Origin of the sequence: Methanosarcina hadiensis, assembly GCF_046529725.1 — an archaeon.
GTDB lineage: Archaea > Halobacteriota > Methanosarcinia > Methanosarcinales > Methanosarcinaceae > Methanosarcina > Methanosarcina hadiensis.
This window is the reverse complement of the sequence record NZ_CP136241.1, coordinates 546,456-560,490: the sequence shown is the minus strand read 5'-3', so window position 1 is coordinate 560,490 and position 14,035 is coordinate 546,456. Positions and strand designations below refer to the sequence as shown.

Below are 14,035 nucleotides of genomic sequence, written 5' to 3'. Positions count from 1 at the left end.
TTACGAATTTAAGAGTATTTAAGAAGCTCCGAATCGAAAACCCGACCTGAATTGACCGATTTAATATATCATGCATAGAAACTTGGTTCGAATTTATAATAGTTCAGGACGCTGCTGCTATTTATTTCCGGCTTATTTTTTCAAATTTCACACCAGCCCGCCGAAAATTACCCTTGAAGCCGCAGCTGAGACCGCAAAGATAATCACCGTAATTGGAAGCATACAGGCAAGGTCATACTTTAGCTGCGCCTGTTCTCCTCCGTATTCTATTGCTCCTGCAAAGCGCGTGAGAATTGCACTGATAATGACAATATAAACCCCTATTGCAAGCAGGAACTGGTCCGGAAGAATTGACTGAGAGAAAGTTTCAGGACTGATTTCTACGGGCATTCCGGAAAGGTCTGCCGGAACCCTGCTCACTCTTTCTGCTACCTGGTTCAGGATTTTCGTAATAACTTCGGAAAGGGCAAGGGTAATTCCTGCAATAAGGGGAGCAAATATCGCAGCAGTAGTGCGCATTGTTGAAGTTACGTCGTAAAGGGAACGTTTTATGCGTTCTTCTACGTCGCTGAGCTCTTTTAAGTGATCGGCAAGCTTGACAATTGAAGCTCCTGCAGCTTCGTGGTTTTTATGGACGCTTTCCGTAAAGAGGAGCATTGTGTTTCTTATCCTTTCGGAATATACGTGCCTGAAAGCCCCGAATTCTTCATCAAAAACAGCATCTTTAAGGTTTGTCCTCATGCTGAGAAGGTTCATAGAAATCCCCTCATAGGCTTCTCCTATTTTTGAACCTTCCATTGTCCTGGAAGTGTAGGCAAAGGCTTCTTCGGGGGATTTTCCTTCAGAAATCCTCCTGCCGAGTACAAAGAGAGAGTCTGCAAACTCCTGTTCCATTTGCTTTATCCTGTCTCTTATTTTCTTGTACGGAAGAGAGGAAAAGTAAAGGTATATTGAAAGTCCTGCAGTGCCGCCCATAACCAGAGGTAGGGCTGGAAGGAGGTATCCTTCAAGAGGGGTTGTTGACACTATTCCACCGGGGTTCCCCAGAAAAAGAAGAATATATCCAAGAGGAGCTGTCAGAGCACAGACAAGAACCCCGGAGAGTATGGCAATGCGCTTCCTCTGCCTTATATCTGCAAGATCAGGATGAGTGTCCGGAATCTGCCTGGGAATAAAAGCAACAGGTCTCTGCATCAGGATATATTCCGAATAGATTGCTGCAAGGGAAGGGAAAACAAAATCGTAAAGAAGTACAAGATCGGTAATCTCTGGTTTCATTCCCACAACCGTGACCGCAGGCAGGAGAGCTACAAGGGCAAGCGGAATAAGAATAAAAATCGAATAAAGGACATAACTCGGAGTCTTCAGCTTTTCGGCAAAAGTTTCCATCAGGCTTTCAGTCCCCTGAAGGCTGATATCGAGAGCCCGGTTCAGGGTGATAACCCTCTGGGCTTCATCCGGTTCGGCTGTTGAGCTTTTAATCAGGTGCAGGGATCTTTTAAAGTATTCACTGTTTCTACCCCACAGGTCGGCAAAAGATAGGAGAGCATCGTCCATGCTGCTGTAAATCCTCAGATTCAGGTCCCAGATTAACTTTTTTAAGTCCGTGGCAAGAGGCCTCTCCGAGTTCCTGGCTGCAAAAAGGACAGCATGTTCAAGGTTAGGGACAAGTTTCATCGACATTATTACATAGCTCAGGATTTCCGGAATATCCCCGAGAGAGGATATTTTCATAAACCCTGCCTTTATCTTTACATACTCACTCAGGTAACAGAGTACTATCAGCGGGATAACGAAGGTCAGGATCCCCATTACAAAAAGAGTTTTAGGATCAAAACTACTGGAAAGGAGCAGGACCAGGTCTATCCCGAGAAGCAGAATTAAAGCCACCAGTGTGCCCACATAAGAAAACAGTACAGTCTCAAAGGCCTCCAGATCAAAGCCTGTAAACCTGAGTGCATCCCTGTACTCAGGACTCACACTTTTTTCGCATTTCCTGCTGAAAGCCTGATGATCCTGGACAGCCCATCCCCAATGTTTTACCGTGGATCTGCAGGCTCTTACGTACCAGTTACTGTCTTCCATTTTTCCCAGCCCTCAGGAAGTTATTTTTGTTTCCGGGATCTTCTCTTCTTTGGGTAGTTGTCTTTCAGCAGGCGGTTGCGTTCCTTTATTCCTATTCCTGTTTTCCGTTTCAGCCTGCTCCCTGACAAAACTTTCAAACCATATTTCCCACTGCCTGTACAGTTCTTCAAGATAAATTTCTGAACTGGACTCAGAGCCGTTTTTAAAACTGGTCTCTCCTGCTGTTCTGCCACCTGTTTCAGCCTTTATCTCTGTTTTAATTGAGTCCGAAAGCAGCCAGAATATATTGTTAGCCTTACTCACAGCTCCTGCTTCGAGCAGGAAGGGCATACGAACCCCTTCGGCTGCAATCTTTTCTTTTATTCTTGCTCTCAATTCAATATTTTTAATGGCGGTGTCAATCGTAATCCCCCATTTCCGGGCAATTTTTCCAATAAGTTCTGACTGCCCCTGTTCGAGAGCCTCTCCTGCAAGCAGGCAGTCATAAGACGGATCATAATACATGATATCGGTAAAGATTTCGGAAGGCTCCAGTTCTTCTATACAGGCACAGGTAACTTCTGCAATCCTGCTGACACGTTTTACCTTTCTCATGCTGCCTCCCGGTCTGATACCTGAACAGATTATTACGGCATCGGTAGCTTTAAAAGAAGCCGGGGGAACTCCCAGGGTATGTACAACTCTCTCGTAAACGTTTTCTACTGACGATCCATGGATAGTGCCTATAACCGAGTTCCCGGCATTTCCTACCTGCATGGCTTCATAAAGCACTTTTACTTCCGGCCCCCTTACTTCTCCCAGCACCAGAGAAGAACTTCCAAGCCTCAATGCAGCTCGAAGTGCAGTTTCAGGGCTCATTTCTGCCCCTGATTTCAGGACAGATGACTGCGAACTCATTCCCTGCACTTTCCAGCCCAGTTCCTGGAGGTCTTCTGTAGGAAGTTCGTGAGTATCTTCAATTGTCAGAATCCTGTACTTCTGAGGGATCTCAAGCAGCATTGCCGATAAGAGCGATGTCTTCCCGGCTCCCACCTCTCCTGCAACAAGGACAGAAGCCTGCCCGTCCATAAGGAAGCTTAAAAGCCCGGCTGCAAAAGGAGAAACCGAGCCCGTATTGATCAGTTTCGGAAGAGTCCAGGGTGTGAGAGAATGTTTTCGGAAGGCATAAGCAAGCCCGTTTGCGCTCAAAGGATCTCCTATCACGGATACCCTTACCCCGAATGCTTCAAGGTTAAGCTCAAGTACGGGAATAGCTTCTCCAAAGGGCCTGCCGCTAATGGTCCTGAACCTTGAGACAAGGGCATCAAGGTCGTCCTGAGAAAGAAAAACATTGCTTGTACACTCTTCCCCTTCCATAACAACATGAACAGGGTTTGTATCTGCAGGGGCATTGATGTATACGTCAGTTATTCTGGAATCAGAAAGGAGATCTTCTACGATACCGAGCCCGTTTGTATACCTTGCAAGAAGGTCGGAATAACTTTCAAGTTCATCCGGAGTGCAGGCATTTCCGCTTTTGAGCAGTTCCTCTCCCAGAAGGGCTTTTGCCATCCGTTTGAAATACTCCCTCGCCCCTGAAGGGTCTGCAAAGGCGAGGTCTTTTGGCCTGTGTTTTATCATTCTCCTCCTTACCTTCTCAAGCAGCCTGAGTTCTTCCTGCTTAAGGTTGTACTCAGGAGGCATGATCATGTAAAGCTTTTCAGGCCTGTCGGTGTAGCGATAAAGGGAGACTTCAAGCCTCCTTCCCTCCTTGCCGTTAATATCATAACATTCGAGAAATTCGGTATTCTCCGGAGCCTCGGTATAAATCCTTGAACTTGAAAAAGGCGGTCGGACATGGGATTTAATCCGGCTCTCATAGTCGAAAAAAGTGCCTGCGGGATTTGCGGGTTTTTTGGAATCTTCTGCAAATTCAGCCTTTTTATTTTCCTTTTGCTCCTTATCCCTTCTCCTGACAGAATGCGAAACAAAGCCGGAGAAGGTGATTCTGGATAAAGAGACAGGAATTTCTTCTCCGGAATTATTTTCTATGAAGTTTCCATTTTTCTTTCCTTTTCTTCCCCTTATTTCCAACTTTAACTTTGAGCTTTTACCTTCATTTTCTTTCAAGTTATTTGTGTTTTTTTTTTCGCTCTCCAGACCTTCTAAACAGCTTGATGCTAAGCAGCCCGATGCCGAGAAATGGATGGACTTTTTGATAACAGAAACAGCATTAACTTCAGGAAAGCAGGAAATTTTTTCTACAATCTCATTCAGGATGAGGTTGAAACCTTCGGAACACGCAGTGCAGACGGAAGAAGTGTCACCTGAAGTATCACACGCAAAGGAAGTGTCAGGAACTTTCGAAAACATCCTCCCATTAATGATTTCTTTCAGCTCCAATCTGGCTTTTAAAGGATCAGTTTCCACGGTTTCGGCGAGAGAAGCAATTATCTCTTTTCTTTCAAGTTCACATTTTTTCTTCTCCTGCCGTGTACACGCTTCAGAAACGACTTCAATGCTCCTGTATGCCGCAATAGTTCCCTTGAAGCCTGCCAGAGCATAAAGCAGGGACAGGGATTTTCCTTCATAATCCCTTTCGTAAAGCCTTGAGAGTACAAGACAGTCGGCATGAATCTCTTTCTGGAGGATGTCAAAGACATTTTTTCTGCAGTGCGAATCGTTTAATGTAGACTCGAACTCGCATTCTTTGCAGTTAATCACAATTGTTTTCCGGTTCTTTGTCTGCTTTATCCTGTGCGGGCAGGGCTCTTCTTTCTCTTCCTTTTTACCCTGAAATACTGCAGGATTGAAACTTTTGACAGCTTCCTGCAAACTGCTGGCAGCGTCCTGAAGTTTAAGCTTTATGTCCAGAATTCAACCCCCATTTCCCCTGATGACTTTGTAATTTATCTTTAATTGTATTAAAATTTTCTCTGGGTTGTCCATAAAGATTTTTTGGTTAAATAAAAATATTAAATAAAAAACAGGCTTCTGGTTAACGCCAATTTGTATTTCGTTATTTTAGCACTGGGAATTAGCTGATTATCTGTTACATTATACATGCCGGAAATATCTCCCCGTCTTTGGAAGCTATGTATTATATCACAAATCGAAAAACGGCTCAGCCTGTCTGTTTGTTGTTTTTTAAAAACATAAAAATAAAATGTTAATAAATGGAGATAAAAATAGTATTAAAGCAAAATTAAAAGGAAATTTTATCAATAAATCCAGTCCTCATGCCTGACCGGTAACTGGTTTAACCTGTCCCTGCAGAATTGCCATTTTGGCATGAACTGGTCCATTAATGACATAAAGCGAGAATTGTGTGTTGGCTCCAGTATATGTGCCATTTCATGTACAATTGTGTATTCGAGACACTCTTTTGGTTTTTTGGCGAGCTCGGTGTTGAGCCTGATGTTACGTGCTTTATGGTTACAGCTTCCCCATTTTGTTTTCATCCGCTGCACAAAAAACCGCTCTACCTTCACGCCCAGCAGTGGTTCCCATCTGGAAATTAATGGCGGTACAGCTTTCTTAAGCTGCTCGCGATACCAAGAGTCAATAATAGCCTGCTTCTTTTTATCGTCTGTACCGGGACGCACTCGCAGGATCATTTTGCTATGTTTTAATTCGACCGAAGGTGCTTCATTGACTTCGATCACCTTGAGCAAATAGCGTTTCCCCCACACGTAATGGCTTTCAAGGTCAAGGTACTCACGTGGGGTTTCACGCTCCTGTTCCTGAAACTTTTTCTGTTGCTTTTTGATCCATCCCAGCCTGGAGATAGCAAATATACGAATAGTATCCATATCCATTCGCAGGGGAGCAGATATTTTTACTCTGCCATTGGGCGGATACACACTCAGGTGAATGTTTTTGATATCCTTGAGCACTACGTCTACTGTGATATCCCCGAGTTCAATCTGCGTGGTCATCAGTATTCCTTTTGTGCCTTTATGATTAAGAAGATACGCTCTACCTCATCAACGTCATTCAAGACATCATATATGGCTTTCTTGATTACCCGCTCACGGGGTTCAATACCGCGCCAGTTGTCGGATCTGACCCTTTTCACTGTTTCATCGAGACTGATTGCCAGATCAAGAGCCTGATCACAGGGTACTATATATTCACCGTTTTCTTCTACCTGGCCCTCAAATCCTTTTCCATGGTTTTGCAGGTTGTTATAGAGAGCTCTCAATGCAGGGCTTATTTTAAGCGCTTCGAGGATATCGTCCTCGTGTCCGGCTTCCACCTGCTTTACAAGGTCAGCAATCCGTTTTAAGTATTCTTCATACTCGATGGCTTTAGCCTTTCTGGCGGCTATGATTTCGTCCAGCAGGGCAGACATCTTCTCGTAGTATGCCGGGTCGTTCAGGTGTTCTCTTATTATTTTGCTGCGGACATTGTTTTCTATAGTCTCTGCGACAGCATTCCTGTTGCCTTTCAATCCGCCGAGCTGGGTTACAATGGCTTTGTCGATTCCTGTTTTTACAATCAGTTCGAGCAGGGGCATATCCTCAAAAGATGAGACTTTTCTGGGTTCGGCTGCCTCTATATAAGTGTCTATGAGATGGCGCATGTCCGCTTCGTAAGCCTTCAGGTCGAGGCTTTCTCCACTCGCCCTGCGGATGATTTCACGGATATTCAGATAATGCTCCAGCAGCTTTTTAATGCGGGTGATATCTGAACCGCTGTACCCTGTTGCTTCCAGTTCGTCAGAAATGTTGGCGTAGGCACGGACCAGCGAAGCAGTGGCCTTGTAAAGTGCAGCACGTTGAGTTTCGTGTTCCTGAAGATCGGTTGGGATTTCAGTATTACCGCAGAAATAGTGAATGTATTCAAGTTCGCCTTTTGGCGGTTCAACTAGTTCGCAGAGCAGGGCAAGAACCTCAAGGGCATTATCAAGTCGTTCCCTTCCTTTTTTGAGGCGGTCCTGCATTAAAACCTCAGGGTCGGCGCCGCCTGCGCTGCGGTCCAGTTCGGAAGAGTAGACCTGCAGGGCTCCGGTTCCCCTGTCGTTGACCAGATTTTTGAACAGGTCTTTATAGTCCACAATATAACCGAAGTCCTTGTCTTCGCCGTCCAGCCGGTTGGTGCGACAGATTGCCTGGAAGAGGCCGTGGTCCTGCATAGACTTGTCAATATAGAGATAGGTACAGGGAGGGGCATCAAATCCGGTGAGAAGCTTGTCCACAACGATAAGCAGTTTCATGTTAGCCGGTTCTTTTATGAACAGAGATTTTGCTTTATCTTCGTAGGTCTCGGTCTTTGTCATTCCCGGAGTGGTTTCGATATTTTTGAGCAATTCCGTATAGGTGTTGTAGATGAACTCTTTTTCTGTCTCGGTATTTGCGCCTGTATCCTCTTTTGTTACGTCCTGAGCCTGCGGGTTGTAAGAGGTTACCACTGCACATTTGCCTTTGAAAGGTGTTTTCTGGAAAAGGGTATAATACTTACAGGCTTCGTAGATGCTTGATGCTACAAGAAGGGCATTCCCGCGTTCACCGGACAGGCGGGGCTTTACGCTAAAATCGAAGATGATATCATTTACTACCCGGTCCATGCGGGAGCGTGAACTGAGCAATTTCTGCATGGTGCCCCAGTGTTTCTTTAGCTCGTCTTTCTGCCAGTCGTTGAGCCCCTTCGTTTTTGCTTCAAACCAGGCATCGATTTTTTGTTCGGAACCGAGGCGCTGGTCGATGTCACGTGCTTCATAGACAAGGTCGAGGACCACTTTATCCTCTACTGCCTCGCTGAATTTGTAAGTATGGATATAGCCGCCAAAGACTTCCAGGCTTGTCTGTTTATCCTTTTTGAGAAGCGGCGTGCCGGTAAAACCGATAAAGACTGCATTCGGCATGATCGCCTTCATAGCCCTGTGCAATTTCCCGCTCTGAGTACGGTGGCATTCGTCCACGAAGACAAAAACCTCGCCCACGGTTTTGCTGGGCTGGGATTCCAGATCCTTAATGAACGCATCAAAATCGTTAGCGCTCTTGCGCCCGAATTTGTGGACAAGGGAGCAAAGGAGGCGCGGTTTAGCCTGGCTGAGCTGGCTCATCAGTTCGCGGCCGCTGGTGGTGCGTATAATAGGTTCCCCTGCATCAAGGAAGATCCCTTCTATCTGTTTGTCCAGCTCATCGCGGTCAGTGACGATAACCACGCGGGCATTGGGGTAGTTTTCGAGAATCCATCTGGCAAGGAGCACCATGACAATGCTTTTTCCGCTCCCCTGCGTATGCCAGATTATTCCTCCCCTGTGCTGCCTGACGTGTTTTTGCGCTGCTTTAATAGCGAAATACTGGTGGACACGAGGAAGCTTTTTCACTCCGCCGTCAAAGAGAACGAAGTCATACATCAGCTCTATGAGCCGGTTTTTGCTGCACATCCTTAGCAGGTATTTGTCGAGCTTATAGCGGCTGTTATCCTCTTCGTCTTCTTTCCACGTGAGGAAATACTTCTCCTGCGTGCCTATAGCGCCGTACCTCAAGCCTTCGGAATCGTTGCCTGCAAAAATGAACTGCACGGTGCGGAAGAACCATTCGTTAAACTCAGGCTGCTGGTTTGATAGGCTCTGGCGGATTCCATCTCCGATTGTCACGCGGCTGTTTTTCAGTTCAAGCACGCCGACTGCGATGCCGTTCACATAGAGTACAATATCGGGACGGCGCTCCCTGTTTCCCCTGAGGGTTACTTCTTCAGCAATTGCAAAATAGTTTTTCTCCGGTTCCTGCCAGTTTATGAGCTGGACGCTACCCGTAACCTTTCCCGCTTCGGTTTTCACGGGGACGCCGTAGCGCAGAAGGCTATAAACTGCCTGATTGTTGGCGTAGAGGCTCTGGTTATGGCGGTTCGCTGCGTTTTTCAGCACGTGGAGCGCAACGCCGATCTGGTTGGAAGTGTAACCGTTATTTGTAAGGTAGGCAGCCAGCAGTTCTTCCTCTATGTTGCTGTTACCTTCGCGGTCAATCCAGTTCCCGAGGTAGCTGTAGCCAAGTTCGTCATGAAAAAGAGAGATTATCCGATCCTGAGTGGCTCGTTCGGGTTTTCCAATGCTCATATCAATCGAACCCTCCCTGTAAGCAGTTCCTGCATCATACCCTGCTTTATCTGGCGGGCTTTGGCAAGCTTTTCTTCCAGCGCGGTGATTTCTGAGTCCATGTCGGATAGGATAGTGGCGATAGCTTCTTGTTCGTCTTTGGTAGGTGGGAGTGATAACGGATAATTCCTTAGTTCCTTAAGATCAACTCCGGTTTGGCCAGAGGATCTCTGAGAGAGTTTATCTATAAACTCGAACAAGCTGTCTTGCTTAAGGAAATAGTAAGCATAAGTTAGATTGATTTGGGGTCGAGGTTTAGCCTTTATAAGAGCAACATTATAGGCACCTGATAGTCCGCGAAGTATTTGAAAAATGGGTGGACCGTACCGTCCAATCATAATGTCGCTCTTAGTGCAGAATCTTCTTGCAAGACTGGTAGGCACATATGTTTCATATTTGTCTGTTTTGTAGTCTCGAATCTGAATCAGTCTAACATATCCAAGTTTCGAGGTAAAGATGAACGTTCTCTTGTCTGGTTGGGAACCACCTTCAAAATCAATTAATTCTCCAACAGTGTAGTCGAGCCAATCCTTTGGAATTACTCCTATTTCCGTACGTTTGTAGCCAGCTTTTGTCGCGAATCCCGGCAACCTTCTCTTACCAGTCAGCAATTCCTGCATGGCGCCCTGTTTTATCTGGCGTTTCTTGGCGGTGAGCTGCTCCAGAGATTCGATAAGGGCATCCGTATCGGAGAGAGCTTTGGCGATGGATTCTTGCTCGTCGATGGGAGGCAAAATAACCGGGCATTTTCCCAAAACCCCCTGGTCAATAGTTGTCATCGTGGCCGTCTTGGCATGTGATACAAGATAATGGCGTGCGATTGTTGCGACACAGAACCTAAATAGATACAAAGGAACAACCTTCGCGATGTCTGGTCTCAACCTAATGACATGGCTATCAAAAACAACAGGTTCAGGTTCAGGCGCACGGTAAATATTACAATGAGCAATACCCGAGGGAACAACGGATGATCGAGTAAAAAATAGGTCACCATCTTCTACTTTGAATCGTTCACGTTCTTTATCCGAAGCATTAAACAATTCCAATTTATCAGAATCTATCGGGGGCTGAGTATAAAGATCTCCAACATTGATTAGCTTTATCCCTACTCCTTTAAGCGAAGGTTTATAGAATACCCCATTCTGCATAGGCTCCTTACATACAGATGATAGGTCTGTTAATTTCCAATCCTCAGGAATCACCCCCACCTCGGTCTGTTTGTAGCCGGGAGGGATATCGATGGCGCTGCATTCCGCGCTCATTGCTGTTCCTCCGGTTCCGATTCAGGATTCCACATCTCTGCCTGTATTCTAATCCCGTCGAATTCGACGGGATTAGGGCTCCTGATCCAGTTGCGAATCACTTTATCATTATAATTGGAGTTCTCGTACCTGGAAATCTCTGCCAGGATGTAATCCTTATCTCTAAGATTCATTCCTCACCCTCCAGTTCCGCGGACAAAACGGCTTCCAGTTCCTCGATGGTGGGCAAGCAGGTGTCCAGGGGTTCGGGCAGGGCACGGACGAGCTGGTATTCTGCCACACCCATTGGTTTATCCATGCCTGAGAGGGCATATTCGGCGATGAGTCGCTTCTTGGTCTTGCAGAGTAGAAGACCGATGGTGGGTCTGTCATCCGGCGCCCTGATCTGTGCATCCACTGCGGAAAGGTAGAAATTAAGCTGTCCTACGTGTTCGGGTTTGAAGGCACCGGCTTTGAGTTCAACGACAATGTAGCATTTCAGGCGAGTATGGTAGAAAAGCAGATCCATAAAGAATTCATCGCCTTCCACTTCCAGTCTGACCTGGCGCCCGACAAAGGCAAAACCGGCACCCAGTTCCAGCAAAAAATGGGTGATGTGCCGGATAAGTGCGTTCTCGATATCACGCTCACGCGCCTCATCTCCGAGGCCGAGAAAATCAAAGTGGTATGGGTCTTTGAGGATCTGGGTGGCAAGTCCTGCCTGTGGTGATTCAAGCCTCTGCTGGAAATTGTTGATAGCAGCACCCTGGCGGAGATGGAGCTGATTCTTGATCTGTATTTCCAGTGTTTCACGTGACCAGGCTTGTTGGACAGCTTCTCTGGCATACCACTCCTGCAACTCGGGAGTCTCCAGTTTGGTCAGCAGGGTGATTATGTGGAACCAGGGCAATTGGTCAGCAGACTGCTGACCAAATTTAAGATCAGGACAGTTCTGGGCAAAGAACCGCATGTATTTGAGATTGCTGGCCGACAAGCCTTTCATATCCGGGAAAGCCTCACGCAGGTCTATGGAGAGCCGTTCGATTACCTTGGCACCCCAGCCCTGTTGGCTCTGGCGATCCAAAATATCACGGCCTATATCGTGATAGAGGCGGATCTGCTCTTCATTTGCAGCCAGCAGGATACGCTGTCGTGCGCCTGCAATCCGCTGTTTCAGGCTGTAAAGCCAGTCTCCATAGTCCGCGGGCAAAATGCTTGTTTTCCTGTTCATAATTTGAACCCCATCCTCTCCAGGTGCCGGTTCACTTTTGCTTCCAGCTCAGTCACGCGGTCGGTCATCTGCGGCATCGGGATTTCGTAGCGTTCAGCCAGCTCCTTCACACGCTGGGTAAGGGACTGGCTGATCCGGTCCATCTCGCCGTGGATGGCTGTATCAAGCGAAGAGAGCCACTTATCTTCCACAACAAGCGTTTTGACATCATCCTCAGTGAGCTTTGGATAATAGTAATAGGCTTTTGAATCAAGCAGGGATTCAGCTTCCTTGAGGCGTTTCTTCAGATCTGCTTCTTTATTGGCTAGCTTTAACCAATCATTGAGGACAGCGGCTTCTTCTTTTGCTTCCCTATCGCTTTTTATATCCTTCAGGCGTGCAGTCACATTTGCCTTATTCACCTTGTCAAGTTCCGAAAAAGCTCCCTCCTCACCGCCCTGTTCTTCTTCCAGCTCAGTCATGCTGGCTGTGATACTTTCAAGCTCAGAAGCGAGTTTATCAATAGCCTCCTGTTCTTTTGAAAAATAACGCGCAACGATAAGCTGTTCTGGTACGAGGTCGCAGGTCCAGCCCTTATCTTTCTCTTTTCCTTTCCTGTCCTTCTCGACAATGCGAGTGGTCTCAGCCTTCCACCCCTCGTCAGAAATAAGATAACAGTCGTCCTGCATGGTCTCAGCCCAGTAGTCCATCAGGTGCTGATAAATATCGTACTTGTTGATGAGCGGCTTGTCTGCATAATGGGCGAGCAGGTTTTCTGAAAGCCCGTCTATGATTTCCTTGGGGTGGAAGCCAGGCTGCAACTGCCAAAGCATAGAAGAAGTAGTCTCACGCCAGGCAGCGAAATGAGCATTCATGTCAGCGATAAAAGCTGCAAACTCGGGATGCTCATAAATAGTAGATTTGATAGCCGCCTTGTCAACGGCAAGCTCAAGGTAGCCAGGGCGCTTCTCTTTGAACAGGGTTTGCCGAAGCTGCGGACAGACGTTCCAGTAACGTTCAAGGGCATCAATATCCGCACACGGAATTCCTCCATGCAGGTGTCCCTCAATGTCCTGAAGGTCTTCAGCCTGCTGGCTGTCGATATAGCGTGGGAGGTTGAGGTTGAACTCATTCTTCTCGATCTCCTCAAAACTGACCATCCGCGAGTATTTCGGGATCTCTGCCTGCCTTGTGAAAACATCCACTATTTTGTGGATATCCTGAGCTCGGAGGCGGTTCTTGGGACCGTCCTTCATGAAACCCGCGCTGGCATCGATCATGAAAATGCCCCTGCGGTTTTGAGCCTCTTCCTTATCAATAACAATAATACATGCAGGGATGCCGGTACCGTAGAAAAGGTTGGCTGGCAGACCTATGATCCCCTTAATGTAACCTTTGCGCACGAGAGCACGGCGGATCTCAGCTTCGGAATTTCCACGGAACAGAACACCATGCGGAAGGATACAGGCTCCTTTGCCTGTGCTTTTTAACGAACGGACAATATGTAATAGATATGCATAATCTCCCTGCTTTGCAGGCGGAACTCCAAATGGCTTAAAACGTTCGTAAACATCTTTAAGCGGGTCAAGTCCAGTACTCCATCTCTTGTCACTGAAAGGGGGATTGGCAACGACATAATCAAAGGTCTTGAGCGTTTCCCCTTCCTTGAACTTGGGATCTGTAAGGGTGTTCCCCTGCACGATAAGTGCTTCAGGGTTGTTGTGCAGGATCATGTTCATGCGGGCAAGACCTGACGTGGTTGCGTCTTTTTCCTGCCCGTACAGGGTTATCTTGGTTCGTGCCTCGTCTGCAACCTTCAAAAGCAGTGAACCTGAACCGCATGTAGGGTCATAGGCTGTGGTGGAACTTGTGGTATTGGCATAGCGGATTCCAAGTATCTGTGCTATAATCCGACTGACTTCTGCAGGAGTATAGAACTGGCCTTTACTTTTTCCGCTTTCAGTTGCGAAGTGGCGCATCAGGTATTCGTAAGCATCGCCCATGATGTCATCGTCTTCGGCACGGTTCTTCGAGAAATCAAGGGCAGGGTTTTCGAAAATAGCAACGAGGTTAGTAAGCCTGCCCACCATTTCCTTACCGCTGCCGAGCTTGGCAGAATCGTTGAAGTCCGGCATGTCAGACAGCTTGTTGGCATTGACAAGCGGAGCGATTATTTTTTTGTTGATCTGATCACCAATGTCCGGTTTTCCTTTGAGTGCGACCATATCCTTGAAGCTTGCACCCTGGGGAACGATAATAGGTGCGAAAGGAGTGTCAGCATATTTGTCGCTGATATATTTGATAAACAATAGGGAGAGTACATAGTCCTTATACTGGCTGGCATCCATTCCACCGCGAAGTTCGTCGCAGCTGGACCAGAGGGAAGAGTAAAGTTCAGATTTTTTTAGAGCCATT

Annotated in this window: 8 protein-coding genes; all 8 read right to left on the bottom strand. The window is 46.9% G+C overall.

Annotated features, from left to right (window positions below):
* Positions 1–147: 147 nt before the first annotated feature.
* Positions 148–2,085, bottom strand: a complete 1,938-nt coding sequence (locus RSJ42_RS02485) for a hypothetical protein (protein ID WP_410509151.1) — start codon at positions 2,083–2,085, stop codon at positions 148–150.
* 12 nt (positions 2,086–2,097) lie between these two features.
* A complete protein-coding gene (locus RSJ42_RS02480; protein WP_410509150.1) occupies positions 2,098–4,899 on the bottom strand; it encodes an ATPase, T2SS/T4P/T4SS family in 2,802 nt (933 codons plus the stop codon).
* Between the two features lie 386 nt (positions 4,900–5,285).
* Positions 5,286–6,002 carry a M48 family metallopeptidase gene (locus tag RSJ42_RS02475; protein WP_410509149.1) on the bottom strand — a complete coding sequence of 239 codons (717 nt, stop codon included), beginning with the start codon at positions 6,000–6,002 and terminating at the stop codon, positions 5,286–5,288.
* A complete protein-coding gene (locus RSJ42_RS02470; RefSeq protein ID WP_410509148.1) occupies positions 6,002–9,130 on the bottom strand; it encodes a type I restriction endonuclease subunit R in 3,129 nt (1,042 codons plus the stop codon). The genes RSJ42_RS02475 and RSJ42_RS02470 overlap by 1 nt, the downstream gene beginning before the upstream one ends.
* The gene (locus RSJ42_RS02465; RefSeq protein ID WP_410509147.1) at positions 9,127–10,431 is read right to left on the bottom strand and encodes a restriction endonuclease subunit S; all 1,305 of its coding nucleotides are present in this window, start codon (positions 10,429–10,431) and stop codon (positions 9,127–9,129) included. The genes RSJ42_RS02470 and RSJ42_RS02465 overlap by 4 nt, the downstream gene beginning before the upstream one ends.
* Positions 10,428–10,604, bottom strand: coding sequence for a hypothetical protein (locus RSJ42_RS02460; protein WP_410509146.1), 177 nt, complete (start codon positions 10,602–10,604; stop codon positions 10,428–10,430). The genes RSJ42_RS02465 and RSJ42_RS02460 overlap by 4 nt, the downstream gene beginning before the upstream one ends.
* On the bottom strand, positions 10,601–11,641 hold the full coding sequence (locus RSJ42_RS02455) for a PDDEXK nuclease domain-containing protein (RefSeq protein WP_410509145.1): 1,041 nt from the start codon (positions 11,639–11,641) through the stop codon (positions 10,601–10,603). The genes RSJ42_RS02460 and RSJ42_RS02455 overlap by 4 nt, the downstream gene beginning before the upstream one ends.
* Positions 11,638–14,034 (bottom strand): type I restriction-modification system subunit M, encoded by a 2,397-nt coding sequence (locus tag RSJ42_RS02450; protein ID WP_410509144.1) that lies wholly within the window; start codon positions 14,032–14,034, stop codon positions 11,638–11,640. Before RSJ42_RS02450 ends, RSJ42_RS02455 begins: the two co-directional genes overlap by 4 nt.
* Position 14,035: the final 1 nt, after the last annotated feature.

Coding starts and splice junctions, on each gene's coding strand:
- RSJ42_RS02470 (WP_410509148.1), bottom strand. CDS start 9,130: ATGAGCATTGGAAAACCCGAACGAGCCACTCAGGATCGGATAATCTCT.
- RSJ42_RS02460 (WP_410509146.1), bottom strand. CDS start 10,604: ATGAATCTTAGAGATAAGGATTACATCCTGGCAGAGATTTCCAGGTAC.
- RSJ42_RS02465 (WP_410509147.1), bottom strand. CDS start 10,431: ATGAGCGCGGAATGCAGCGCCATCGATATCCCTCCCGGCTACAAACAG.
- RSJ42_RS02485 (WP_410509151.1), bottom strand. CDS start 2,085: ATGGAAGACAGTAACTGGTACGTAAGAGCCTGCAGATCCACGGTAAAA.
- RSJ42_RS02475 (WP_410509149.1), bottom strand. CDS start 6,002: ATGACCACGCAGATTGAACTCGGGGATATCACAGTAGACGTAGTGCTC.
- RSJ42_RS02450 (WP_410509144.1), bottom strand. CDS start 14,034: ATGGCTCTAAAAAAATCTGAACTTTACTCTTCCCTCTGGTCCAGCTGC.
- RSJ42_RS02455 (WP_410509145.1), bottom strand. CDS start 11,641: ATGAACAGGAAAACAAGCATTTTGCCCGCGGACTATGGAGACTGGCTT.